The sequence below is a fragment of the Rhizobium sp. C4 genome, assembly GCF_021026315.1.
Classification (GTDB): Bacteria; Pseudomonadota; Alphaproteobacteria; order Rhizobiales; family Rhizobiaceae; genus Ensifer_A.
The window spans coordinates 316,120-340,587 of record NZ_JAJNCX010000002.1; the positions used below are offsets into that span (position 1 = coordinate 316,120).

Annotated in this window: 22 protein-coding genes; 16 read left to right on the forward strand and 6 right to left on the reverse strand. The window is 62.9% G+C overall.

The window, feature by feature from the left end; genetic code table 11:
* Positions 1-2 precede the first annotated feature (2 nt).
* From LQK84_RS05065 to LQK84_RS05125, 13 genes are all read left to right on the forward strand, one after another.
* The gene (locus tag LQK84_RS05065) at positions 3-1,526 is read left to right on the forward strand and encodes an aldehyde dehydrogenase family protein (protein WP_230827570.1); all 1,524 of its coding nucleotides are present in this window, start codon (positions 3-5) and stop codon (positions 1,524-1,526) included.
* 52 nt (positions 1,527-1,578) lie between these two features.
* Positions 1,579-2,832 carry an ABC transporter substrate-binding protein gene (locus LQK84_RS05070; RefSeq protein WP_230827571.1) on the forward strand — a complete coding sequence of 418 codons (1,254 nt, stop codon included), beginning with the start codon at positions 1,579-1,581 and terminating at the stop codon, positions 2,830-2,832.
* A gap of 108 nt (positions 2,833-2,940) precedes the next feature.
* Positions 2,941-3,834 carry a carbohydrate ABC transporter permease gene (locus LQK84_RS05075; protein WP_230827573.1) on the forward strand — a complete coding sequence of 298 codons (894 nt, stop codon included), beginning with the start codon at positions 2,941-2,943 and terminating at the stop codon, positions 3,832-3,834.
* Positions 3,834-4,712 (forward strand): carbohydrate ABC transporter permease, encoded by an 879-nt coding sequence (locus tag LQK84_RS05080; protein ID WP_230827574.1) that lies wholly within the window; start codon positions 3,834-3,836, stop codon positions 4,710-4,712. The genes LQK84_RS05075 and LQK84_RS05080 overlap by 1 nt, the downstream gene beginning before the upstream one ends.
* 4 nt (positions 4,713-4,716) lie before the next feature.
* Positions 4,717-5,829, forward strand: a complete 1,113-nt coding sequence (locus LQK84_RS05085) for an ABC transporter ATP-binding protein (RefSeq protein WP_230827575.1) — start codon at positions 4,717-4,719, stop codon at positions 5,827-5,829.
* Positions 5,826-7,337, forward strand: coding sequence for an FAD-dependent oxidoreductase (locus LQK84_RS05090; RefSeq protein WP_442966886.1), 1,512 nt, complete (start codon positions 5,826-5,828; stop codon positions 7,335-7,337). Before LQK84_RS05085 ends, LQK84_RS05090 begins: the two co-directional genes overlap by 4 nt.
* Positions 7,334-8,092: a 3-ketoacyl-ACP reductase gene (locus LQK84_RS05095; RefSeq protein WP_230827577.1), complete on the forward strand. Its 759-nt coding sequence runs from the start codon at positions 7,334-7,336 to the stop codon at positions 8,090-8,092. The genes LQK84_RS05090 and LQK84_RS05095 overlap by 4 nt, the downstream gene beginning before the upstream one ends.
* 15 nt (positions 8,093-8,107) lie before the next feature.
* Complete coding sequence (locus LQK84_RS05100; RefSeq protein ID WP_230827578.1) at positions 8,108-9,694, forward strand: GMC family oxidoreductase; 1,587 nt, start codon at positions 8,108-8,110, stop codon at positions 9,692-9,694.
* A 13-nt stretch (positions 9,695-9,707) separates the two neighbouring features.
* Complete coding sequence (locus tag LQK84_RS05105; protein WP_230827579.1) at positions 9,708-10,025, forward strand: Dabb family protein; 318 nt, start codon at positions 9,708-9,710, stop codon at positions 10,023-10,025.
* Positions 10,026-10,035: 10 nt separating this feature from the next.
* On the forward strand, positions 10,036-11,199 hold the full coding sequence (locus tag LQK84_RS05110; RefSeq protein ID WP_230827580.1) for a dihydrodipicolinate synthase family protein: 1,164 nt from the start codon (positions 10,036-10,038) through the stop codon (positions 11,197-11,199).
* Positions 11,200-11,208: 9 nt separating this feature from the next.
* Positions 11,209-12,222: a LacI family DNA-binding transcriptional regulator gene (locus LQK84_RS05115; RefSeq protein ID WP_230827581.1), complete on the forward strand. Its 1,014-nt coding sequence runs from the start codon at positions 11,209-11,211 to the stop codon at positions 12,220-12,222.
* Positions 12,219-13,472, forward strand: a complete 1,254-nt coding sequence (locus LQK84_RS05120; RefSeq protein WP_230827583.1) for a glycerate kinase type-2 family protein — start codon at positions 12,219-12,221, stop codon at positions 13,470-13,472. The genes LQK84_RS05115 and LQK84_RS05120 overlap by 4 nt, the downstream gene beginning before the upstream one ends.
* 209 nt (positions 13,473-13,681) lie before the next feature.
* A complete protein-coding gene (locus LQK84_RS05125; protein WP_230827584.1) occupies positions 13,682-13,921 on the forward strand; it encodes a BrnA antitoxin family protein in 240 nt (79 codons plus the stop codon).
* A 64-nt stretch (positions 13,922-13,985) separates the two neighbouring features.
* Here the strand turns inward: LQK84_RS05125 and LQK84_RS05130 are convergent, their stop codons facing one another.
* Both LQK84_RS05130 and LQK84_RS05135 read right to left on the reverse strand, forming a co-directional pair.
* On the reverse strand, positions 13,986-14,627 hold the full coding sequence (locus LQK84_RS05130) for a response regulator transcription factor (RefSeq protein WP_230827585.1): 642 nt from the start codon (positions 14,625-14,627) through the stop codon (positions 13,986-13,988).
* Complete coding sequence (locus LQK84_RS05135; RefSeq protein WP_230827586.1) at positions 14,624-16,582, reverse strand: sensor histidine kinase; 1,959 nt, start codon at positions 16,580-16,582, stop codon at positions 14,624-14,626. Before LQK84_RS05135 ends, LQK84_RS05130 begins: the two co-directional genes overlap by 4 nt.
* Before the next feature lie 215 nt (positions 16,583-16,797).
* On the opposite strand from LQK84_RS05135, the gene LQK84_RS05140 reads away from it, so the two are divergent.
* From LQK84_RS05140 to LQK84_RS05150, 3 genes are all read left to right on the forward strand, one after another.
* Positions 16,798-17,793 (forward strand): TRAP transporter substrate-binding protein, encoded by a 996-nt coding sequence (locus tag LQK84_RS05140; RefSeq protein ID WP_230827847.1) that lies wholly within the window; start codon positions 16,798-16,800, stop codon positions 17,791-17,793.
* A gap of 79 nt (positions 17,794-17,872) precedes the next feature.
* Complete coding sequence (locus LQK84_RS05145) at positions 17,873-18,514, forward strand: TRAP transporter small permease (protein ID WP_230827587.1); 642 nt, start codon at positions 17,873-17,875, stop codon at positions 18,512-18,514.
* 1 nt (position 18,515) lies between these two features.
* The gene (locus LQK84_RS05150; RefSeq protein ID WP_230827588.1) at positions 18,516-19,841 is read left to right on the forward strand and encodes a TRAP transporter large permease; all 1,326 of its coding nucleotides are present in this window, start codon (positions 18,516-18,518) and stop codon (positions 19,839-19,841) included.
* A gap of 173 nt (positions 19,842-20,014) precedes the next feature.
* Here LQK84_RS05150 and LQK84_RS05155 read toward each other — a convergent pair whose 3' ends face one another.
* The 4 genes from LQK84_RS05155 to LQK84_RS05170 are packed head-to-tail and all read right to left on the reverse strand — an operon-like array spanning position 20,015 to position 24,380.
* Positions 20,015-20,665 carry a hypothetical protein gene (locus LQK84_RS05155; protein ID WP_230827589.1) on the reverse strand — a complete coding sequence of 217 codons (651 nt, stop codon included), beginning with the start codon at positions 20,663-20,665 and terminating at the stop codon, positions 20,015-20,017.
* A gap of 5 nt (positions 20,666-20,670) precedes the next feature.
* Complete coding sequence (locus tag LQK84_RS05160) at positions 20,671-22,128, reverse strand: aspartate aminotransferase family protein (protein ID WP_230827590.1); 1,458 nt, start codon at positions 22,126-22,128, stop codon at positions 20,671-20,673.
* A gap of 7 nt (positions 22,129-22,135) precedes the next feature.
* Positions 22,136-22,789, reverse strand: a complete 654-nt coding sequence (locus LQK84_RS05165) for a class II aldolase/adducin family protein (RefSeq protein WP_230827591.1) — start codon at positions 22,787-22,789, stop codon at positions 22,136-22,138.
* A gap of 4 nt (positions 22,790-22,793) precedes the next feature.
* Positions 22,794-24,380: a xylulokinase gene (locus LQK84_RS05170; RefSeq protein ID WP_230827592.1), complete on the reverse strand. Its 1,587-nt coding sequence runs from the start codon at positions 24,378-24,380 to the stop codon at positions 22,794-22,796.
* Between the last annotated feature and the right edge of the window lie 88 nt (positions 24,381-24,468).

A 24,468-nucleotide genomic window follows, 5' to 3' on the forward strand; every position in this document is an offset into this window, starting at 1 on the left:
CCATGAATGACCTGACCGTGATCACCACCGCCGCTATCGCACTTCCGCAGGCCCCGTTTGAAGGCCGCCATTTCATCGACGGCGTATGGTGCGACAGTGCCAATGCCGAAACCTTCGAGCGCGTCTCCCCCTCGCATGGCGTCGTCGTCAGCCGCTCGGCCAAGGGTGGCCGCGACGATGCGGAACGCGCCATTGCCGCCGCCCGCAAGGCTTTTGACGCCGGCATCTGGAGCCGCATTTCCGGCAAGGAACGCGCCACCGTGCTGCTCAAGGTCGCGGACCTGATCGAGGCCAATGCCGAGCGCATGGCGATCCTCGAAACGCTGGAAAGCGGCAAGCCGATCAGCCAGGCACGCGGCGAGGTCTCAGGTGCTGCCGATCTCTGGCGCTATGCCGCGTCGCTTGCCCGGACGCTCCATGGCGACAGCCACAATTCGCTCGGCGAACAGATGCTTGGCGTTGTGCTGAAGGAGCCGATTGGCGTCGTCTCGATCATCACGCCGTGGAATTTCCCCTTCTGGATCTTGAGCCAGAAGCTGCCCTTCGCGCTGGCCGCCGGCTGCACCTGCGTCGTCAAGCCGTCGGAAATGACGCCCTCGACAACCGTCATGCTGGCCGATCTCCTCACCGAGGCGGGCCTTCCCGCCGGCGTCGTCAACATCGTGCTTGGCTTCGGCCAGCCGGTCGGTCAGGTCATGTCTGAACATGCGGATGTTGACATGGTGACGTTCACCGGCTCGACGGCGGTCGGCAAGGCGATCATGGCGGCGGCCTCCGGCACGCTGAAGAAAGTGGCGCTGGAGCTCGGTGGCAAGAACCCGCAGGTGATTTTCCCGGATGCCGATCTCGATTCCGCCGCCGATGCCGTCACCTTCGGCGTCTATTTCAATGCCGGCGAATGCTGCAATTCCGGCAGCCGCATCATCGTCCATGAGGATATTGCCGAGGCCTTCGTGTCCCGCGTCGTCGCACTTTCGAAGAAGGTCGCCTTTGGCGATCCGCTGAACCCGGAAACGCAGGTCGGGGCGATCATCTCGACGGCGCATCAGGACAAGATCGACGGCTATGTCCGCGCTGCCGTCGCAGCAGGCGCCAAGGTCGAGCTCGGCGGCGCGACGCTGCCGATCGCCGAACTGCCGGGCCGCTTCTACCAGCCGACCGTCGTCACGGGTGTGACGCCCGACATGCCGATTGCGCGTGAGGAGGTCTTCGGCCCGGTTCTCTCCGTGCTCACCTTCCGCACGCTCGATGAGGCCATCGATGTCGTCAACGACGCATCTTACGGCCTCTCGGCCGGCGTCTGGAGCGAGAATGTCCACACATGTCTCGAATTTTCCCGCCGCGTGCAGGCCGGAACCGTCTGGACCAATACCTGGATGGACGGTTTCCCGGAACTCACCTTCGGCGGGTTCAAGCAAAGCGGCCAGGGCCGCGAAATCGGCCCCTATGGCCTCGACGAATTCCTGGAAGTCAAAACCGTCGTCATGCGGGTTGGCCGGACACGGCCGAACTGGGTGAGGAGCTGACGGACGTTCAGGACGCATCAAGTCACGCAAACGCTAAATCTAGGAGGAGTACATGCGTAGCTTTATCAAGACGGCATTGGCCACTGCGGCCGTGCTCGCAGCCACCACCACGCTTTCTCACGCAACCGACGTCGAAGTCCTGCATTGGTGGACGTCCGGCGGCGAGGCGGCAGCGCTCAACGTTCTGAAGGACGACCTCAAGGCCAAGGGCATCGGCTGGGTCGACATGCCGGTTGCCGGCGGCGGCGGCGAGGCCGCCATGACGGCGCTGCGCGCCCGCGTGACGGCCGGCAATCCGCCGACCGCCGTGCAGATGCTCGGTTTCGACATTCTCGACTGGGCCCAGCAGGGCGCACTCGGCAATCTCGATCCCGTTGCCACCAAGGAAGGCTGGGACAAGGTCATTCCGGCAGCACTGCAGAAGTTCTCCAAATATGACGGTCACTGGATTGCAGCCCCCGTCAACGTGCATTCGACCAACTGGATCTGGATCAGCAAGGCAGCTCTCGACAAGACCGGCCTGAAGGCGCCCGAAAACTGGGATCAGCTGATCGCGGTTCTCGACAAGATGAAGGCCGATGGCATCACGCCGCTGGCGCATGGCGGCCAGCCCTGGCAGGAAGCCACGATCTTCGACGGCGTCGTGCTCTCCGAAGGCACGGATTTCTACAAGAAGGCCTTCATCGATCTCGACCCGGCCACGCTCGGCGGCGATAAGATGGCCGATGCCTTCACCCGCCTGATGAAGCTGCGCACCTATGTGGACGACAACTTCTCCGGCCGCGACTGGAACCTCGCCTCAGCCATGGTCATCAACGGCAAGGCCGGCATGCAGATCATGGGCGACTGGGCCAAGGGCGAATTCCTGAAGGCCGGCCAGAAGCCGGGCAAGGACTTTGTCTGCATCCGCTTCCCCGGCACGCAAGGGTCCGTCACCTTCAACTCCGACCAGTTCGCGATGTTCAACGTGAAGGGCGACGACAAGATCAAGGCGCAGACGGAAATGGCGTCCTCCATCGAAAGCCCGAAGTTCCAGTCGGCCTTCAACGTGGTCAAGGGCTCCGTTCCGGCCCGCACCGACGTTCCGGACACCGCCTTTGACGATTGCGGCAAGAAGGGCATCAAGGATCTGGCCGAAGCCAGCGCGAAGGGCACGCTGTTCGGCTCCATGGCGCACGGCCATGCGGCGCCGGCCTCCGTCAAGAGCGCCGTCTATGACGTCGTGACCAAGGCCTTCAACGGTGGCTTCAAGACCGGTGCCGAAGCCGCCAAGGCGCTCGCCGCCGCGGTTGCCGCCGCCAAGTAAGCCCCTGAGCACAGGTGAGGGCGGCACCCTGCCGCCCTCCATCTCCGCCGCTTGCCGCGGAGAATTCCGGCTTTGCCCGGCACAATGACAATCGATGGGAGAAACGACATGGCCAGCTCAGCAGAGGCCGATTTCCGCACGCGCATACAGGACTGGCTGCCCAAGATCGTGCTGGCGCCGTCCTTCGCGGTGACGCTGCTTTTCGTCTACGGCTTCATTCTCTTCACCGTCTTCCTGTCGTTCACCGGCTCCAAGATGCTGCCGAACTATACGCTCGTCGGCTGGGAGAATTACAGCAAGCTCTGGGCGCTGGAAAACTGGCACATCGCCATCGTCAATATCGGCATCTTTGCCAGCCTCTATATCGTCATCTGCACGGTTCTCGGCCTGATGCTGGCGATCTTTCTCGACCAGAAGATACGGGGCGAGGGGGTGTTGCGGCCGATCTATCTCTACCCGATGGCGCTGTCCTTCATCGTGACGGGGACGGCCTGGAAATGGTTCCTCGATCCGGGCATCGGGCTTGAACATGTCATGCATCTGTGGGGCTGGGAGAGCTTTTCCTTCACCTGGATCAAGGACAACAACATGGCGATCTACACGATCGTGCTCGCCGCCGTCTGGCAGACCAGCGGCTTCGTCATGGCCATGTTTCTTGCCGGGCTGCGCGGCATCGACAACGAAATCCTCAAAGCCGCGCAGATCGATGGCGCATCGAGCTTCCAGCTCTATCGCCGCATCGTCATCCCGATGCTGCGTCCGGCATTCCTGTCGTCCTTCGTCATCCTCAGCCACCTCGCCATCAAGTCCTACGACCTCGTGATCGCGCTGACGGGCGGTGGGCCGGGGCGCGCAACCGAAATGCCGGCGACCTTCATGTATTCCTACACATTCACCCGCAACCAGATGGGCATCGGGGCAGCATCCGCCGTGATCATGCTGATGACGATTGCCGCCATCATGGTTCCCTATCTCTATGCAGAGCTGAAGGAGAAGCAATAATGTCCGCCGTCAGCCAGGATACCGCCGTCAATACCGGCCGGATCACCCGCGCCTTCATCTATCTCCTGCTTCTGCTCTTCGCACTGTTCTACCTCCTGCCGCTTTACGTCATGGTGGTGAACTCGCTGAAGCCGCTTTCCGAAGTCACCGGCGGCAACATGATGGCGTTGCCGCAGACCTGGACGCTGGAGGCCTGGAAATCGGCCTGGTCCACCGCCCAGATCGGTGTCTCGCCGACGGGTCTTGAGCCTTACTTCCTCAACTCCATCCTCATGGTCGTCCCGGCCGTGGCGCTCTCGACCGTCATTGGCGCGCTGAATGGCTATGTGCTGACCAAATGGCGCTTCCGCTTCGACACGATAGTCTTCGGGCTGATGCTGTTTTCCTGCTTCATCCCGTTCCAGATCGTGCTGATCCCGATGGCCATGGTTCTCGGCAAGCTCGGGCTTGCCGGCACCGTGCCGGGCCTCGTGCTTGTCCACGTCGTCTACGGCATCGGGTTTACGACGCTCTACTATCGCAACTACTACGCCACGTTCCCGACCGAACTGGTGCGGGCGGCCCAGATCGATGGCGCCGGTTTCTTCCGCATCTTCTGGCGCATTCTGCTGCCGATTTCCGGGCCGATCACCGTCGTCTCCGTCATCTGGCAGTTCACCAATATCTGGAACGACTTCCTGTTCGGCGTCTCCTTCGGCGGCACCAGCCAGCCGATGACGGCGGCGCTCAACAATCTCGTTCAGTCCTCCACGGGCGTGAAGGAATATAATGTCCACTTCGCGGGCGCGATCATCGCCGCCCTTCCCACTCTCTTCGTCTACATCGTCGCCGGGCGCTATTTCGTACGCGGCCTGATGGCGGGCTCTGTCAAAGGATAAGATCATGGGCTTTCTCGACATCGCAAACGTCACCAAGTCCTACGGCAAGCTGGAAGTGCTCCATCGAGTCGACATTTCCATCGAGGAGGGCGAATTCCTCGTTCTGGTCGGCCCGTCCGGCTGCGGGAAATCGACGCTGCTCGGCATGATCGCCGGCCTTGAGGGGATTTCCTCCGGCGACATCTCGATCAAGGGCCGCGTCATCAATGGCGTGCATCCCTCCAAGCGCAACATTGCCATGGTGTTCCAGAGCTATGCGCTCTATCCCAACATGACAGTGGCGCAAAACATCACCTTCGGGCTCGAAATGCATGGCGTGCCGAAGCCGGAGCGGGACAAGTCGCTCGCCGACGTCGCCAAGCTCCTGCAGATCGACCATCTGCTCGACCGCAAGCCCGGCCAGCTTTCCGGCGGCCAGCGCCAGCGCGTCGCCATGGGCCGGGCGCTGGTGCGCGATCCCGACGTCTTCCTCTTCGACGAGCCGCTGTCGAACCTCGATGCGAAGCTGCGCGTCGACATGCGCACCGAGATCAAGAAGCTGCATGAAAAGCTGAAGACGACCATCGTCTATGTGACGCATGACCAGATCGAGGCGATGACGCTCTCGACCCGGATTGCCGTCATGTACAAGGGCTATATCCAGCAGCTCGGCACGCCGAAGGAAATCTACGACACGCCGGCCAATGTCTTCGTCGCCACCTTCATGGGCAGCCCGGCGATGAATGTCATCTCGGCGAAAGTCGTCGTGAAGGACGGCATGCCTTATGCCGAGGTGAAGGATGCCAAGGGCGCGGCGCAGCATCTGCGTTTCAGCCAGCAGAACCTCACCGCCTGGGACGGCCGCGAGATCCTGCTCGGCATCCGCCCCGAGGCGATCACCGATCCCGAAGGGGCGGACCGCAAGTCCAACAATATCGTGCCGCTGACCAACGATGTCATCGTGACCGAGCCGGCGGGCTCCGATACGTTCGTCACAATGTCGCTCTCCGGCAAGGATGTGATCTCGCGCATGCGCGCCGATACCGATGTCCGTGCCGGCCAGCGTTTCGATTTCGCCGTCAACATGGACAAGGCAGTGGCCTTCGATCCCGCATCCGAGGAACGGATCAAGCCGTGAGCGAGCACGACATCATCATTATCGGTTCCGGAATGGGGGGCGCGACGCTGGCCGCAGCGCTTGCCCCTTCCTTGGCTTCCTCCCGGCGCCGCATCCTGATCCTCGAAAAGGGAGAGCGGCTGCAACCCTCTCCCGCCGATCGGGATGCGGCTTCGATTTTCGCCCGCGGCCATTTCCGCCCCAAGGAGGAATGGCTGGACGGCGAGGGCAGGGCCTTCAATCCCGGCAACTACTACAATGTCGGCGGCAATTCGAAATTCTATGGCGCGGTGCTCATCCGCTACCGCAAGGAAGATTTCAGCCCCATGCGCCACATGGGCGGCACGACGCCCGGCTGGCCGCTTTCCTATGACGAGATCGAGCCCTTCTACCAGCAGGCGGAAACGCTTTATCGCGTGCGCGGTGAACTCGGCGATGATCTGACCGAGCCGCGCCATTCCGGCAGCTATCCCTATTCGCCAGTCCGTGACGAAGCCCCGATTGCCGACCTGCGCCAGCGCTTGAAGCGCGTCGGCCTGCATCCGGCTTCGCTTCCGCTCGGCGTCGATATCGACCGCTGGCTGAAGGGCGGCCAGACGACCTGGGATGCCTATCCCAATACCTGCGGCGGCAAGATGGATGCCGAGACGGTGGGGCTTGAAGAGGCCTTGAAACATCCGAACGTGACGCTTCGGACCGGTTGCGAAGTGACGCGGCTGATTGCCGGCGCGGATGGCCGCATCACCGGCGTTGAGGTCACGGAAGCGGGGCAGCGGCAAGTTCTGGAAGCACCCGTGATCGTGCTGGCGGCAGGTGCCGTCCGCTCGGCCTCGATCCTGCTCGCCTCGGCCAATGAGCGTCACCCGAACGGGCTTGCCAACAGCTCCGATCAGGTGGGTCGCAATTTCATGAACCACAATTGCTCGGCCGTTCTGGCGCTGCATCCGTTCCGCAAGAACAATTCGGTCTATCAGAAGACCTTGATGGTCAACGACTTCTACCTGACCGGCGGGCCGAATGGCGAGCCGCTGGGCAATATCCAGTTGCTGGGCAAGATCACCGGCAGGATCCTGAAGGCGAATTCACCGCTGCCGGGGCCGCTCGCCGACTGGATCGCCGCGCGCGCGGTCGATCTCTATGCGATGTCGGAAGACCTGCCGAACCCGCAAAGCCGCGTGACGCTGCGCAGCGGGCAGATCATGCTCGACTGGAAGCGCTCCAACTGGGAGGCGCATCTGCGACTGGTCGAGAAGTTGAAGGCATTGCTGCGCAAGGCGGGCTATCCCGTCGTCCTATCGCGCCCCTTCGATCGCCGCACGCCGTCGCATCAATGCGGCACGGCGCGAATGGGCCGCGACCCGGCATCAAGCGTCGTCAATTCCTTTGGCCGCAGCCATGACCACCGCAATCTCTTCATCGCGGATGCTTCCGTCCTGCCGACCTCGGCGGCGGTCAATCCGGCGCTGACGATTGCAGCACTCTCGCTGCGCATGGCGAAACATATTCTCGAAACGGAGGCGATGCCATGAGCCCGCTTGCTCTCATCACCGGCGGCCAGCAGGGCATCGGCTTCGGCATCGCGCAGGCGCTTGTCGCGGCCGGCTTCCGAGTGGCGCTCGTCGCCGAGATGTCGCCGGAGGCCGATGTCGTCGGCGAGGCGTTGTCCACGCTTGGGCCGGCCGCCCGCTATTTCCAGCATGATCTGCGCGACATTGCGCATGCGGAATCCTGCATTGCCGATGTCGAGCGCGCGCTGGGGCCGATCGACACCTTCGTGTCCAATGCAGGCGTACCGGCGAAAGTGCGCGGCGACATGCTGGATATGCTGCCCGAGAGCTTCGATTTCGTCTTCGACATCAACCTGCGCGGGGCCTTTTTCCTCGCTCAGGCGGCCGCCAGGCGGATGCTCTCAACGACCAGCGAACACTATCGCTCCATGCTCTTCGTCACCTCCGTCAGCGCCGACATGATCTCCATCGAGCGCGCCGAATATTGCATGTCGAAATCGGCGGCCTCGATGATGGCGCAGCTGTTTGCGGTGCGCATGGCACCGCACGGCATCGGCGTCTTCGAGCTTCGCCCCGGCATTATCGAAACCGGCATGACGGCGGGCGTGAAGGACAAATATACCGCCCGGATCGAGGGCGGCCTCGTGCCGGCCGCGCGCTGGGGGCAGCCGGGCGATATCGGCGCGGCGGTCGTGCCACTTGCCACCGGGAAATTCAGTTTTTCGACCGGTGCCGTGATCCCGGTCGATGGTGGCCTCTCGCTGCCGCGCTTGTAGGAGCTAAAGACAAAAATGCAGACGTCTTACGATTTCATCATCTGCGGTGGCGGCTCGGCCGGTTCGGTTCTGGCGGCGCGGCTTTCGGAAAACCCGAAGGCGCGCGTGCTGCTGCTGGAGGCTGGCGGGCGCGACTGGCATCCGTTCTACCACATGCCGGCAGGCTTTGCGAAAATGACCAAGGGCATTGGCAGCTGGGGCTGGCACAGCGTGCCGCAAAAGCACATGAACAACATGGTCATCCGCTACACCCAGGCCAAGGTTCTGGGCGGCGGCTCGACCATCAATGCGCAGATCTACACGCGCGGCAATGCGCTCGACTATGACGACTGGCGGCAGATGGGCTGCGAGGGCTGGTCCTACGAGGACGTCCTGCCCTATTTCCGCAAGGCGGAAGACAACGATACCTATGACAACCGCTATCACGGCAAGGGCGGCCCGCTCGGCGTCAGCAAGCCGGCAGCCCCGCTGCCGATCTGCGAGGCCTATTTCAAGGCTGCCGGCCAGCTCGGCATTCCGACCAACCACGACATGACCGGCGAAAAGCAGGATGGCGTCGGTTATTACCAGCTGACCCAGCGCAACGTGCGCCGCTCGTCTGCCTCCGTCGCCTATCTGAACCCGGCGCGCAACCGGCCGAACCTGACGATCAAGACCGGCGCGCAGATCCTGCGTGTCATCGTCGAGAACGGCAAGGCGGTCGGTGTCGAGGTGGCGGGCGAGGGGATCATCCGCGCGGATGTCGAGGTCATCATGTCGTCGGGCGCCATCGGCAGTCCGCGCCTGTTGATGCTGTCCGGCATCGGACCGGCCGATCATCTGCGCTCCGTTGGCCTGCCGGTTGTCCACGACCAGCCGGGCATTGGCTCGAACTTGCAGGACCATGTCGATCTTTTCGTCATTGCCGAATGCACCGGCCCGCATACCTATGACCGCTATGCCAAGCCGCATCTCTCGGTCCTCGCCGGCCTGCAATATCTCATCCAGAAAAAGGGGCCTGTCGCCTCCAGCCTCTTCGAGACGGGCGGCTTCTGGTATGCCGATCCGGAGGCCCGCTCGCCGGACATCCAGTTCCATCTCGGCCTCGGCTCCGGCATCGAGGCCGGCGTGACCGCGATGGAAAATGGCGGCGTGACGCTGAATTCGGCCTATCTGCGCCCACGCTCGCGCGGCACCGTTCGGCTTGCCTCATCCGATCCGCTGGCCGCACCCCTGATCGATCCGAATTACTGGGCCGACCCCTATGACCGCGAAATGTCGATCAAGGGCCTGAAGCTCGCGCAGGAGATCATGCGGCAGGATGCACTGAAGCCCTATGTGAAGGCCGAGCGGCTACCGGGGCCGGATGTGCGCACCGAAGACGATTACTTCAACTACGCCTGCCGCCACGCCAAGACCGACCACCACCCCGCCGGCACCTGCCGCATGGGGGCCGATCCAGCCGCCGTCGTCGATCCGCAATTGCGCTTCAACGGGATCGAACGCCTCCGCGTCGTCGATGCCTCGATCATGCCGACGCTGGTCTCTTCCAACACGAATGCGCCGACGATCATGATTGCGGAAAAAGCCGCCGACATGATCCGCGCCGCCCATGGCCTCTGAGAGGAATATGCCCATGATGATCCGCCATATCGTTCTCATCCGCTTTCGCGCTGACGTCACCGAGGCTCAGGTCGCGGCCATGTTCGAAGAACTGGAAGCCATCCGCTCGAAAATCTCCGGCGTGCTCTCCATCACCTCGGGCCGCAGCGAAAGCCCCGAAAAGATCGAACGCGGCTACATGCACGGTTTCGTCGTCGATTTCGATGGCTGGGACGCGCTGGACGCCTATCAGACCCATCCCGATCACAAGGCGCTCGGCGCGAAGCTCGTCGCCCATGCTGAAGGCGGGCTCGACGGCATCCTCGTCTTCGATCTGCCGGTTCATGAATAGGAGACCTGCCATGCTGAAACTGCCGAAGGCCGATCACACGCTCGAAGCCTATTCGCTCACCGGAACGCCGCTGATCCCGCGCGCCCCGCGCATACCGCTCACCCGCACCGCCTTCGCGGCAGCTCATGTCGTCTCCGATCCCTTGCGTGAGCGCAGTCCCTGGGACACGCGTCCGGCGGTCGATTGGGACGCGACGCTCGCCTTTCGCCAAGGTCTCTGGGACCAGGGCTTGGGCCTTGCCGAGGCGATGGACACGGCGCAACGCGGCATGGGTGTCGACTGGCTGACGGCGAAGGAACTGATCGAGCGGACCATGATTGCCGCCAAGGCGCATGCGCTGAAGCCGCGCGTGGCCTGCGGGGCGGGGACCGATCATGTCGCGCTTGCCGATCTAAAGGATGCCGACGCGATTCTCGCGGCTTACGAGACTCAGGCCTCGGCCATCGAGGCGGCCGGCGGGCAGCTCATCCTCATGGCCTCGCGCGCCTTCACGGCCATCGGCGCAGGCCGCGACACTTATCGCAAGGTCTATCGCCGGCTGATCGACGGCGCGGCCGAGCCTGTGATCCTGCATTGGCTGGGCGACATGTTCGATCCAGCACTGGCTGGCTATTGGGGCACGAGTGATGTTGCGGAAGCGAGCGATTTCGTGCTGGCACTGATTGCGGAAAATCCGGCAAAGGTCGATGGCATCAAGATCTCGCTGCTCGATCAGGCGCATGAAGAGGCTTTCCGCAGGGGTCTGCCGGCCGGTGTCCGGCTCTATACGGGTGATGACTTCAACTATGCGGAGCTGATTGCCGGCGACGGCGAGCACTATTCGCATGCGCTGCTTGGCATTTTCGCGGCGATTGCGCCGGTAGCCGCCCAAGCGCTGGAAGCGCTGGCTGAGGGCGACATGGCGACCTATCACCGGCTGTTTGCCCCGACCGTGCCGCTCAGCCGCGAGATTTTCCGCGCGCCGACGCGCTTCTACAAGGCGGGCATTGCGTTTCTCGCCTGGGTTAACGGATATCAGACGCATTTCATCATGCCGGCCGGTTTCCAGTCGAGCCGCGACATCACGCATTATTCGGAGGTTTTCCGGCTGGCGGATCAGGCAGGGCTTCTGGCCAAGCCCGATCTTGCCGTCCACAGGATGCGAACCTTGCTTGCGCTCCACGGAATCGAATAGGTTCCGCTGATGGAGCGCAGACCGACCATTGTCGACGTGGCGCGCGAGGCAGGGGTGTCGAAATCCACCGTCAGCCTCGTGTTGCAGCAAAGCCCGCTGGTGCGGGAGGAAAAGCGCGTTCTGGTCCGCGAGGCGATGGACAAGCTCGGCTATGTCTACAATCGCTCGGCGGCCAATCTGCGCTCGGCCAATGTCGGTCTCATCGGTCTCGTCATCAACGACTTAAGAAACCCGTTCTTCACGGAATTCGCAACCTCGGTGCAAATGGCGCTCTCGGCGCGCGGCTATGCGACCGTGGTCGCCAATACTGATGAAGACTCCGCCATTCAGGCGCAGGTCGTCTCGGCGATCATCGAGCATGGCGTTTCGGCGCTCATCATTTCGCCGGCCTATGGCGAGGAGGCGGCGACCTTCGACGCGATTGCGCGCGCGAACATTCCGACCATGCAGGTGCTGCGCAAGGTCGATCCGCGCGTCGAACTCTTTCCCTTCGCAGCACCCGATTATCTCTCTGGCAGCCGGCTTGCAGCGGAACATCTGGTCAAGGGCGGCGCACGGCGCGTTGCCTTTGTCGGCGGCCTTGAGGGACGGGCGGTGGCGCAGGAGCGCATGTCCGGCTATTTCGAGGTGATGGCGGAAGCCGGCATCGAGCCCTTCGTTCTGCCCGGCCGCGCCAGCCGTGCTTTTGGCCACGAGGCGGCGGCGATCCTGACGCGTGACCATCCCGATATCGATGCGGCCATCTGTTTCTCCGACCTTGTGGCGTTGGGCCTCTTGTCCGGCTGCGCCCGCATCGGCCGCAAGGTGGGGGAGGATTTCCGCATCGTCGGCTTCGACGATATCGAGGAATGTGCGCAGGTCTATCCGCCGCTCACCTCGGTGCGCTGCGACATCGCCGGCTTCGGCAAGGACGTCGCCTCGACCGTGCTCAACTGGCTGGAAGACAGCCAGGCACCGATCACCGAACACAGGACACCGGTGGAACTGATCGTCCGGGACTCCAGCAGCGGCTTGCACTCATGACCTCGACCGAAACCTTTCTGCGGGAGCTCTTCGACAAGGCGGTGGAGGTGGCCGACCCCATGCGTTCGCTCGCCCGCTTCCTGCCCGAGCGGCCGGCGGGTCGGGTCATCGTTGTGGGTGCCGGCAAGGCCAGTGCGCGGATGGCTGAGGCCGTCGAGGCCGAATGGGGGCCTTGCGAAGGCCTCGTCATCACGCGCTACGGCTATGGCCGGCCCTGCCGGGGCATCGAGATTGTCGAGGCCGCCCATCCCGTGCCGGATGAAAAAGGCCTAGCGGCAACGGCGCGCATGCTCGACCTGCTGAGGACTGCCGGCGAAGACGATTTCGTTCTGGCGCTGATCTCCGGTGGCGCGTCCGCCCTGCTCGTCGCACCCGCCGAAGGCGTCAGCCTTACCGAGAAGCAGGCGGTCAATGCGGCCCTTCTCGCCTCCGGTGCGCCGATCGACAAGATGAATACGGTACGCAAGCATCTCAGCCGCGTGAAGGGCGCGCAGCTTGCCGCAGCCGCCGATCCGGCGCGCATGCTCTCGCTTCTGATTTCCGATGTGCCGGGCGACGATCCGGCCTTTATCGGCTCGGGACCGACCGTGGGCGATGCCTCGACGCCTGAGGATGCGCTGGCGATCCTGAAGCATTGGAAGATCGAAATTCCGCCAAGTGTGCGGGCGGCACTGTCTCGCCCGACCGGCGTGCTGGCGCCCGGTGACGCGCGCCTTTCGCGCGTCGAGAATGTCATCTATGCCGCACCCAAACAGTCGCTCGCGGCCGCTGCCGAACTGGCGGAGAGGGCGGGCTACGACGCGCGGCTGCTTGGCGATGCGCTGGAGGGGGAGGCGCGAGATGTGGCGAGAGCGCAGGCCGAGCAGGCCTTGAACATCCGCGCATCGCTCGGCCCGGGAGATCGTCCCGTCCTCCTGCTGTCTGGCGGCGAGCTTACCGTCACGCGGCGCGGCAATGGCGTTGGCGGCCCGAATGCGGAATTCTGCCTGGCGCTCGCCCTTGCGCTAAAGGGAGCGCCGGGCATCCATGCGATTGCCTGCGACACCGACGGGGTCGATGGTGCCGCGGAAGTCGCCGGCGCCGTCATCGGACCGGAGACGCTTCAGGCGGCAGCCACTGCCGGCGTCGATCCGCAGGCAGCCCTGGAGACCAATGATGCGCATCGCTTCTTCGGGGCAATCGGCGCCCAGGTCGTGACCGGCCCGACGCTGACCAATGTCAACGACTTCCGCGCCATCGCGATCGGTTGATGCCCCGCGCTTTTGCCAAGACGCATTCGCGCCAGTTGAAAGGTTGCTTGCAGGGCGTGCTGTGCTGGCTCCGGCGATCAAGGCGCAGATTCACGAGTTGCTGTCTTGAGGCAGTGTGATATGCAAAATTTCCAATGGCGCTGTTCCAGCTCAGCGGGATGGCAGGCCGGATATTCAAGACGCTTCCTCAAATTTCGGGATAACAACCTTTGACCAAGACCCCGCGCAGACCTTTGAACGCGATGGACGCCGCCGAGGCTCTGTTCAAGCCCGCAAAGAAAGAAGCCGCTCCGGCGGTGGAACGACCCGCGATTCCGAACAGCAAGGAAACGGTTTCGATCCGGCTCGACAGCGAGGTTCTCGCCTTTTTTCAGGAGGATGGCCCCGGCTGGCAGGATCGGATCAACGATGCGTTGCGGCAGGTCATGACGAGCAGCCGGTCGCTCTAGCGACACCCCTGACATTCGCGACTGTCGGAAGATTTTGGTGATCGCATTCTTCCGAATGCGAGGCCTAGCCGTCGCGCCGGGTCGGTGAAACGCCTGCGGCCTTCAGGGCTCCGGCCAGTTCGACAGCGTTGCGCGCGCCCATCTTTTCAAGCACCCGGGCGCGGTGGACTTCGACGGTGCGCATGGAAATCGACAGGTCGTCGGCGATCTGCTTGTTGAGGCGCCCCTCCAGCATTCGGTTCATGACGTCGATCTCGCGCGCCGAGAGGCCTTTCAGCCGGCCGGAAAGTTCGTCGCGCACGGCTGCCTCGCGCTGTTCGACGCTGCAGCGTTCCAGGCAATCGAGCACGGTGTCGACAAGCTGGTTGTCGTTGAAGGGTTTTTCGACAAAATCGGCCGCTCCCTTCTTCAGGGCCTCGACGGCGACCGGCACGTCGCCGTGGCCTGTCAGGAATATCACCGGCAGCGCAGTTCCGGCCGCCTTCAGGCGGTCGAAGGTTTCGAGGCCGGAGAGGCCGTCCATTCGCATGTCCATGACGATGCAGCCCAGCGGCTGCAGGGGCAGGGCCGCCAGAAGAGCCTCGCCGCTGTCGAACTCTTTCACCGCAAGCCTGCGCGAGCGAAACAGGAAGCCGAGCGAATCGCGGATGGCTTCGTCGTCATCGACCAGATAGACCAGTGCGTTTGGTTGCGCCGCCTCTGTCATGCTGCGCGCTCCGTGGCTGCCTGGCCAATGGGCAGCCGCAGCGAGAAGACCGCACCGCCATCCTCGTGATGCCTGTGCGAGAGGTGACCCTGATGCAGCTCGACGATCGTGCGGCAGATGTTGAGCCCCATGCCCATGCCATCACCTTTGCTGGTGACGAAGGGCTCGAAGATCCGGTACGCGATGTCTTCTTGAATGCCCGGACCGTGATCCTTCACCTCGATGACCTCCCAGCCGTCGCGCCCGGTGACGCTGATATGCAGGGTCTTCTTCTCCGGCGCCACGGACTGCATCGCCTCGATGCCGTTGCGCATCAGGTTGAGCAGGACCTGTTCCAGAAGAATGCGGTCGGCGCGGATCGAGGGTAGGCCGGTCTCGATTTCGGTTTCGATCGTTGCGTGATGGCTGCGCGCATCGGCCGCCAGGAACTGCGTGGTGTCGCGCACCACCGAGGCGAGATCGACAGTTTCGAACTTGGGATCGCGCTTGCGAACGAAATCCTGGATGCGGCGGATGATCTCGCCGGCTCTCGCCGCCTGGACCGCAAGCTTCTCCAGCGCGCCTACGACCATTTCCTTCGGCGCATTGGCATCCTTCAGGATGTTGAGCGAGCCGGCGGCATAGCTTGCGATGGCCGCGAGCGGCTGGTTCAGTTCATGGGCAAGCGAGGAGGCCATTTCGCCGAGAGCCACGAGCCGGCCGGTTCTCTGCAGGCTTTCCTCCTGCAGGCGGGCGTTCTGCGCCGCCTTCTTCTGCTCGGTGATATCGATGATGGAGCCCATCCAGCCCTGATGCTTGCCGGCGGCGTCGATCAGCGGCGCCTCGAAGACCTGGATGTCCAATTCCGTCCCGTCCTTCCGGCAGAAGCGGGTCTCGAAGCTCTGGTTCCTGGGGCCACCGGCATTCAGCGCAGCGTGCCGGCTCAGTGTTTCTTCCACCCGGTCCCTGGGCCAGTAAGGCATTGGCGGCAGGCGGCCGATCAGCTCGTCGGGAGCAAACCCTGTCATCCGGCAAAACGCATTGTTGACATAGAGCACGCGCCCCTCATGGTCGCGGGCCCGCAGGCCCACGGTCAGGCTTTCTTCCATTGATCGCCGAAAGGCCATTTCGGCGCTCAGGCGGGCCTCTGCCAGCCGCCTGCGGCGCGCATGGCGATAGAGGATCAGCAGGGAAAGCATGACGAAGATCGAGAGTGCGAGAATGGCACCGATCAGCAGCCGGTAGGTGAATTCGCTGCCGACCCGGTAGCTCGCGATGGAAAGCCATGTTCCGGCAAGCGGCGGATCGAAGGCCACCTTGTAGACGAGATCCTCATCGACCGGTTCAACCCGGGTCTTTTCAGACAGGACGGTGTTGCCGGCATCGACCAGCTGCACGGCATATTTCTGCGTGATCCACCAGGGGATCTGACGGGCGATCAGCGTCTTGACCGAGATGGTGGCGACGAGCGTGCCGCGCGTTCCGGCATGGATCGACATGTCAGTCAAAAGCTCGCCACTGATGGTGTAGAGGGGGCTGTAGACCGGCTTCAGCGTGCGCGCCGCGATCTTCGGCAGCATGGCCGGCACGCTCTCCGATCCGCTGGGGACGGAAACGACCTGCGAACCGTCCTGGGCAACGAAGGTCATGCGCAGGACTTCCGGGTTGTTCTGCAGGTGGATGCGCATGCGTTGCCGCAGACTTTCGTCGGTCACGTCGGTCTGTTCGGCTTCCAGCGCGAGCCGCTGAACAGCGTCTTCATCGGTAGAAAGCTGGAAGCGCAGCGTCTGCTCCACCCAAAGCGCGTCCGAGATCAACGTCGAACGTGTGCTCTCCGTTGCATTGCGGTTGATGAACCACAGCAGCGCCGTCACCAGGGCGACAAGAATGAACATGGTTATGAGCGGCACGACCTGTAGCAGGTCATAGCCTCCAGCCTCGTTCGAATTGTCAGTTGTCCCAAATCCCCGGTTCAACACTTTTCCCTCGCCCCGCACCAAAAGTGACGTGATCGGGCAGCAAAGGCAAGCCCGGGAGACGGGTCTGGCAAGGCCATGTGGAAATCCACAATGGAAAATCAGAAGGGGGCGCCGTATCAAACCAGCATACCGGAGCAGCGAGGGAGAGGACCTGGATCGCTGCGCCGGACTGATTGAAGGAGGACAAATCAATGATCAATCGCCGCAATCTCATGAAGTCCACGACCATCGCCGCGGGCATTCTTGCTTTTGGCCTTTCGGCCGGCATGGCGCTCGCCGCCGATCCGATCGTCATCAAGTTCAGCCACGTCGTGGCTCCCAACACGCCGAAGGGCAAGGGCGCGGACAAGTTCAAGGAACTGGCCGAAAAATACACGAACGGCGCCGTAAAGGTCGAAATCTACCCGAACTCGCAGCTGCTGAAAGACAAGGAAGAGCTGGAGGCCCTGCAGCTTGGCGCCGTCCAGATGCTCGCGCCGTCGCTCGCCAAGTTCGGCCCGCTCGGCATCAAGGAATTCGAAGTCTTCGATCTTCCCTACATCTTCCCGGACTATGACGCTCTCCACAAGGTGACGAAGGGCGCAGTCGGCAAGGAACTCCTCGACAAGCTCGCCGACAAGGGCATCCAGGGCCTGGCCTATTGGGACAACGGCTTCAAGATCATGAGCGCCAATTCCAAGATCAACAAGCCCGAAGACTTCCTTGGCCTGAAGATGCGCATCCAGTCGTCCAAGGTTCTCGAAGCCGAGATGAATGCGCTCGGTGCCGTTCCGCAGGTCATGGCCTTCTCGGAAGTCTACCAGGCGCTGCAGACCGGCGTTGTCGATGGCACGGAAAACCCGCCGTCGAACATGTATACCCAGAAGATGCATGAAGTGCAGAAGTTCGCCACGAACTCCAACCACGGCTATCTCGGCTATGCGGTGATCGTGAACAAGAAGTTCTGGGACGGACTGCCGCAGGATGTCCGCACCTCGCTCGACAAGGCGATGGACGAGTCGACCGACTATGCCAACGGCATCGCGAAGGAAGAAAACGAAAAGGCGATGACCGCCATGAAGGCCGCCGGCACGACCCAGTTCCACGATCTGACTGAGGACGAGCTGAAACTCTGGCGCACCACGCTTGCCCCGGTTCGCAAGCAGATGGCGGATCGCATCGGCGCAGACCTCGTCAAGCGCACCGAGGCGGCAGCGGGAACGAAGTAACCCGCAAGACCTGACCGGGCCTGTCGGAAACGGCGGGCCCGATTGCCAGTTTCAACGTCAGTTTCCGGGACAACGTATCATGCTGCGCCTATTGGACCGGCTTGAGGAAATCCTCATCGCCTCGTTGATTGCGGCTGCCACCGTGATCATTTTCGCCTCTGTCACGCATCGCTATGCGCTGAGCGGGCTCGCATCGCTCATCACCTACGCACGCGTGCACGACTACACCCTGCTGTTCGGCATCGCCAAGAGCTCCTATTTCGGGCTGAAGGCGGTCAATCTCATCTGGGCGCAGGAACTCTGCATCATCATGTTCGTCTGGATGGCGAAGTTCGGCGCCGCCTATGGCGTGCGCACGGGCATCCATGTCGGCATCGATGTCGTGATCAACCGGCTGAGCCCGGAGCGACGCTTTGCCTTCATCCTCTTCGGCCTTTGTGCAGGTGCCTTCTTCACCGGCACGATCGCGGCGCTGGGCGCCAATTTCGTCTGGCACATGTATAGCGTCTCGTCGATCTCGCCCGATCTCGAACTGCCGATGTGGATTGTCTATCTCGCCATCCCGCTCGGGTCATCGCTGATGTGCTTCCGCTTCCTGCAGGTGGCCTATGGCTATCTGCGCACCGGCGAACTGCCGCATCACGACCACGGCCATGTCGACGGCATGGACGAGATCGAAGATGCCATTGCTCACAGCCCGCTGACACCAAAGGATCGCTGACATGACCGCAGCCATTATTTTCGGCGGTCTGATCGCCCTCATGCTCACCGGCATGCCGATCTCGATCGCACTCGGCCTCACCGTTCTGGCCTTCATGTATCTCATGACCTCCGTGCCGGTGGACACGGTGGCGCTGAAACTCTTCACCGGCATCGAGAAGTTCGAGATCATGGCGATCCCGTTCTTTATTCTCGCCGGCAACTTCCTGACCCATGGCGGGGTCGCAAGGCGCATGATCAACTTCGCCTCGTCCATGGTCGGGCACTGGCATGGCGGTCTGGGCCTTGCCGGCGTCATGGCCTGCGCGCTCTTTGCCGCCGTCTCCGGCTCCTCGCCGGCAACGGTCGTCGCCATCGGTTCGGTCATCCTGCCAGCCATGGTGAAGCAGGGCTTCCCGACACGCTTCGGGGCCGGCGTCATCACCACGTCGGGTGCGCTTGGCATCCTGATCCCGCCGTCCATTGTCATGGTCATGTATTCGGTGGCGACATCGGGCATCACGGCGACCGGGCCGGATGGCAAGGTCGTATCCGCTGCCTCCGTGGGCCAGCTCTTCATCGCGGGTGTCATTCCGGGCCTCATCCTCGCAGGCGTCCTGGCCGCCGTGACGTGGTGGATCGCCTGGCGCAATGACTATCCGCGCCTGCCGAAGGCAAGCTGGACCCAGCGTCTCGGAACGTTCCGCAAGGCGGCCTGGGGGCTGCTGCTGATCGTCATCGTCATCGGTGGCATCTATACCGGCGCCTTCACGCCGACCGAAGCCGCCGCCATGAGCGCCGTCTATGCCTTCGTCATCTCGGTCTTCGTCTACAAGGACCTGAAGCTCTCGGATGTGCCGCGCGTGCTTCTTTCGTCCGCCAACATGTCGGCGATGCTGCTCTACATCATCACCAATGCCGTGCTCTTCTCCTACCTCATGACCAGCGAGAACATCCCGCAGGCGCTGGGCGAATGGATGGTGAATTCCGGCCTGAACTGGTGGATGTTCCTCATCGCCGTCAACCTGCTGCTGCTGGCCGCCGGCAACTTCATGGAACCGTCCTCCATCGTCCTCATCATGGCGCCGATCCTCTTCCCGGTGGCGATCAAGCTCGGCATCGACCCGGTCCATTTCGGCATTATGATCGTGGTCAACATGGAAGTCGGCATGTGCCACCCTCCGGTGGGGCTGAACCTCTACGTTGCCTCCGGCATCACCCGAATGGGGATCACGGAACTGACGGTCGCGGTCATGCCATGGCTACTCGCCATGCTCGTCTTCCTGCTGTTCATCACCTACGTCCCGGCGATCTCGACCTTCCTGCCGCGCATGCTCGGCATGATGTAGCCGGACACGGGTGAACCAAGAAAAATGGACCGGCACCGGGGCTGCCACCCCGGTGCCGGTCCTTGTTTATGCACCATTTGGCGGAGTGGCTACCCTGTCCCGGTAAAGAACCTCTACGTCATCGCCAACGTGACCGGCGAGGGGACTGGCAGAGTGGCCCTGACCTTGGCCGTTCAATAGCCCGCCTTCAGGATCGAGCGTTCGCCGCGCAGGTGCCGTTCGGCGGCGTCCTTCTGGTCCTTTTTCAGGCGGCCATTGGCGATGAACTTGATGAGCCACGGGATGCGCCGCACCTTGAGGCCGGCGCCGGCGGCGAGAACGAAGCTTTCTGCGGATTTCTCAAGGATTTCGATGTTCAGCAGCAACCGTTCCAGCCCCATGCCCAGACAGATCGAAATGTCATCGAGGCAATAGGCGTTCGCGCCGTTCTGCAGGGCCGGAAAGGCGCTGCGGTCGGCGGCCCGCCGGGCAACCCGGCGTCCTTCGACGCCCAGCTGGCGGATCTGCTCGTCGAAGATCGGCGGCAGCGAGAGGTCGAGGCGAGACAGCATGCTCGTCCAGGTGAACTGGCCAGCCGCAATTGCCCCGACATCGGGGCGGGCGCCGTAGATCATGTGGTGCAGATCCATGGGCGTCCCGCCGAGGTCAGACCACACGAAAGCTTCCGGCACGTCCTGACCTGCCGTGACATGGGTCAGGACCACGGCATTCTGTTCCGGGATGCGCTGCGAGAGCGTATCGCCGGGCTTGAGGAGCCCCTTGCCGGCAAGGCGTGCGGCGGCGAGGCCGAGGGTTTCCTCTATGGCGGTGCGGGATGCGTCCATGTCCGTCACACCAGCTTGAAGACGTCTTCGAAACGGTTGAGCGCGTCATCGATCACCTCATCCGTATCGGCCATGCTCGTATAGATGCGGCTGCCGGCAAGCGTCAGGATGCCGCGCGAGAGATAGGCCGCCCCCATTTCCTCCATCAGATGCTTGCGGGCATCCGCCTCGCGCATCAGCTTGATCGGATTGCGCATGCTCATCAGCAGCACGGCCGAGGTCTGGAGATGGACGATGGAGCCCATGTTGTAGACGACGTAAGGAAGGTCGAGGCGGTTCATGATCTCCTTGAGGCCGGCAGTCAGTCGGTCGCCCGCGCGGCCGGCGAGAACCGGTGCACCGGTGCGGGCCATTTCCTCGATCGCGTAGTAGCCGGCCACACAAGAGAGCGGGTTGGCCGAGAGCGTGCCGCCGACAAAGGCGCGCTTGCCGCCCTTGCCGCCGATGCCGCCGGCAAGCGTCATCATGATGTCTTTCGGCCCACCGATGCCGCCGGCCATCGGATAGCCGCCGGTGATCGCCTTGCCGAAGACGGTGATATCGGGCTTGACGTTGAAATAGCCCTGACCGCCGCCCATGCCGACGCGGAAGCCGGTGACGACTTCATCGAAGATCAGCAGCGCGCCGAACTCGTCGCAGAGCTTGCGGACTTCGCGGTTATATTCGGGCGTGACGGGACGCGTGCCGCTTTCCGGGCCAAGCGGCTCGACGATGACGGCAGCGGTGCCGCCCCGGATCTTGTTGAGCATCAGCTTGCGGCGGAGCGAGCCAAGTTCGTTGGGGAAGACTTCCTGCGTGTAGGCGGTAGAGCCCTTCGGGATGCCGACAGCCTCGCGGCGGCCGGTGCCCGGAACGCGCATGCCATAGACCATCTGATCCGACCAGCCATGATAATCGCCGCCGACCTTGATGACCCATTTCTTGCCCGTATGGGCGCGGGCGAGGCGGATTGCGCCCATCACGGCTTCCGTGCCGGAGCCCAGCATGCGGAACATTTCGATGTTCGGCATGTATTTGCGGATGATCTCGGCGAGCTTGATCTCATATTCGTGCAGCAGCCCGGTCACAGGGCCGCAGCTTTCGATGATCTCGTTCACCTTCTCGCGCACCGGCTGATAGTTGGAACCGAGGATGGTCGGACCGCCGGCCTGGAGGAAGTCGATATAGCGGTTGCCGTCCTCATCCCACATATAGGCGCCGTCCACCTTGGCGGCGGCAATGGCGAAGGGATAGTTGAAGGCGAGGTTGTGCTGCACGCCGCCGGGAATGACCTCCTTGGCGCGCTCGGCGAGCGCCTTCGAAGTCTTGCACTTCTGTTCGAAGTAATCGAGTACCTGCGGCATGTTCTGCCGCGCAATGCCGCGCACCGGCTGCTTCAGCAGGGCATTGAGACGGTCCATCAGGTCCGGGTAATCCGGCCAGGCGCTGATCGAATAGGCGTTGGTGGAAATATCTGCGCTCATGTTCATCTCAAGCTCCCATCAGTTCAATTTTGTTCAGCGTCTTCAGGAGGCTCGCCTGAAGCGGTTTGTCGAGGTTGGCGCGTTTCTGGATGCGCTCGCGGAGAAAGGCGGCGGCGGCGGCATCGATCTTGCGGATCACGGCAAGCCCCGCCTGCAGGTCAGGGGCCGAGCAGATCACGCCATGGCTTGCCATCAGGTAGGCGTGGATGTCGGGCCGAAGGTTCTTCCGGAAGGTCTTGGCCAGCATCCCGGTACCGGACGGGCGATAGGGGATGACGGCGATATGGGGCCCGAGCCCGGCGCTGTCGATCCCGGCGGGCCAGGGCAGGACCTCGTGGGCGAGCGCGACGGCACTCGCGACCGGCTGGTGCGTGTGCAGGCTCGCCTTGTGTTGCGGATGCATCTTCAGCATGGCCGCGTGGAGGCTCTTTTCCACGGTCGGCACCTTCTCGCCTTCGACCACTGCCAGCGTGTCGATATCGAGGATGACAACGTCTTCGGCGCGGACGAGATAGTAATCGGTCGCAGACGGCGTCACCGCCATCAGCTTGTCCGTGAGACGAAGGCCGAGATTGCCGCCGGTGCCGGCGAAATAGCCGGCATCCGCCAGTGTCCGGCACATGTCGGCGACGTCCTGTCTCTCCCTGGCGAAGTTGATCATCGCATCATCCTTTCGAGCCGTTGAGGCGGCGGTAAAGCGGCGCGAGGCGCTTGTGCAACTCGGTGAAAATCCCGAAGCGCTCGTCGTAAAGCTGGCGGTTGGCCGCCTGCGGTTCATAGACGCGCTCGATGACGACCGATTTGGTGGATTGTGCCATGTCCATGATGTTCAGCCCGTGAAGCGCAATGAAACTCGCTCCGCGCGCGTTGGCCTTGACCGGGTCGAGCGGCTTGCGGATGCGGACATTGAGGACATCGGCAAAGATCTGGCACCAGGAATTCGACATCGCGCCTCCGCCGATAATGGCCAGTTCTTCGATCTTGCGGCCGAGAAACTTGTTGACGGGACGCATCATCCAGCGCGTGTTGAGTGCAACGCCCTCGAAGACGGCCCTAACCAGCGTCTCGCGGTTATGCTCGATGCTCATGTTGAAGATGCCGGCGCGAAGCGAGGCGTCGTCGACCGGGCTGCGCTCCCCAAAAAGCCATGGCAGATAGACCATGCCTTGTGCGCCGGCGGGGGTTCTCGCCGAGATTTCGTCAAGCACGGCGTAAACATCCGGCGTCGGCTCGCCCTTGTAGAGCCCGTCGTCGTGATAGACGATGCGGTCCTTGAGAAACGCGATGTTCGCGGCACCGCTCGATTGCATTGCCATCATCAGATATTTCGACGGCGCCGGGCAGGGGACGGAGGCGATCTGGTCGAAGACGCTCGTCTTCTTGAAGGGTACATGGGCGCCCACCCAGGAGGACGAGCCCATATAGAGATGCGCCTCGTAATCCTCATAGGCTCCGGCACCGATGGCCGCGGCCGAATTGTCGATCGCACCGGCGACGACGGGGGTCCTGGGAGACAGGCCCAACTGATCGGCGACCTCAGGCCGCAGCGTGCCGATCACATCGGTGCAGCGCACGAGATCGGGGAACTTCGACCTGTCGATCCCGCTTGCCGCGATCAGGCCGTCGTCATAGCGAATGGCGTTGGCATTGCGATTGTCGGTGACCCAGGAGGTCAGGATCGAATCCTGCGTCGCACAGAACCGGCCGGTGAGCCGCAGGTTGAAGAAGTCGAGAACGTTGAGGAACTTGTAGGTCTTCTCGTAGATCTCCGGCTGCTCCTTGCGGATGAACAGCATATGTGCGGCCGGGTCCTTGCCGGACAGCGCCGGCGCGCCGCCACAGAGCCGCAGCCATTTCTGCAGCTTGATGGCGTCATAGCCCGCAACCTTCAGCGCGCCGCGCATGCTGTTCTTCAGATGCCTGGCGCCGCGCATGTCGAGCCAGGTAATGCCGTTGGTGAGGGGTCGTCCGTCCCGGTCCACCGCAATCGTGCCTTCGCCCTGCGTGGACGCGCAGATGCCAACAACCTGGTCGCGGGAGACCGCGCCCTTGGACAGAACCTCGCGGCTCGCCTCAAGAAATGCGTTCCACCAGTCTTCCGGTCGCTGTTCCGCGCCAATGCGATCGACGACCAGCAGTTCGACCGAGCGGAAGGCCCACGCGGCAACGTGACCCGTGCTCGAAACCAGGCCGACCTTGCAGCCGCTGGTCCCCAGATCGATCGCCAGAATATGTGGATCGGACTTTTCCATTGCTCGTTCCCGCGGGTCAGCACTTGGCCGTGCCATTTCACCCATTTGTCATGAAACTAGCGGCAAAGGCCCGGGTCATGAAGCGGCG